General features: G+C 58.6%; 1 protein-coding gene. It reads left to right on the top strand.

Going from position 1 to position 1,225, the window contains the following annotated elements; translation table 11 throughout:
* The coding region (locus tag NTD88_RS07930; protein WP_262154190.1) for a VCBS domain-containing protein at positions 1 to 1,225 on the top strand (1,225 nt) is incomplete at both ends.

Raw genomic sequence — 1,225 nt, 5'->3', positions numbered from 1 at the left:
AGCGGACGGTTCTTACACCTATACGCTGAATCCTGCGGATCCGGACTTCTTCAATCTGCATGGTGGTGGTACGGGCACTGAGACGTTTGCCTACACCCTGACCGATGCCGACGGTGATACCAGTACTGCGAACCTGGTTCTGGATATCAAGAACCTGAACGACTCAGTCACTCTCAATGGCCTCGATGCTGCGGGTGGTGAGCTGACGGTCTACGAGAAAAATCTTAGCGACGGCAGCAACCCGAACACGCCGGCATTGACCCAAACCGGCACCTTCACGGTTACCGCACCGGACGGTCTACAGACTCTGAGCGTGGGCGGTATCAATGTCATCAGCGGTGGCGTGGCTGCCGGTTTCCCACAAACCGCCACGACGCCTTTTGGCAACACGCTGACCGTCACCGGCTACAACGCCAGTACCGGCGTGGTGACCTACAGCTACACCCTGCTGGATAACGAAGCCCATCCAAACGCCGGCGGCATCAACAACCTCACCGAAAGCTTCACCGTCACCGCGACGGACACCGATGGCAGCACCTCCAGCGGAAGTCTCGACGTAAACATCGTCGACGACGTACCAACCGCTGCGCCTGATACCAATGCGTCGGTTGCTACCGAAGCATCGACGGTGCTGACGGGGAATGTGCTGACCAACGACACCCAAGGCGCCGACCGTGTCACCGGACCGATCACCGCCGGCACCTTCACGGGCACCTACGGCACATTGGTTCTGGCGGCGGATGGTTCCTACACCTATACGCTGAACCCTGCCGATCCGGATTTCTTCAATTTGCATGGTGGTGGTACTGGCACTGAGACGTTTGCCTACACCCTGACTGATGCAGATGGCGACACCAGCACTGCCAATCTGGTCCTGGATATCAAGAACCTGAACGATCCAGTCACTCTCAATGGCCTCGATGCTGCGGGTGGCGAACTGACGGTCTACGAGAAAAACCTCAGCGACGGCAGCAACCCGAACACGCCGGCACTGACCCAAACCGGTACCTTTACCGTCACCGCTCCGGACGGTCTACAAACCCTGAGTGTGGGCGGCATCAACGTTGTTTCTGGCGGGGTAGCCTCCGGTTTCCCACAAACCGCCACGACGCCTTTGGGCAATACGCTGACCGTCACCGGCTACAACGCAAGTACCGGCGTGGTGACCTACAGCTACACCCTGCTGGACAACGAAGCACATCCAAACGCAGGCGGCATCAACAAT

The organism is Pseudomonas sp. 20P_3.2_Bac5, from assembly GCF_025466035.1.
Classification (GTDB): domain Bacteria; phylum Pseudomonadota; class Gammaproteobacteria; order Pseudomonadales; family Pseudomonadaceae; genus Aquipseudomonas.
The sequence above is the reverse complement of the archived record's forward strand: the minus strand, read 5'-3'. Positions and strand labels throughout refer to the sequence as shown.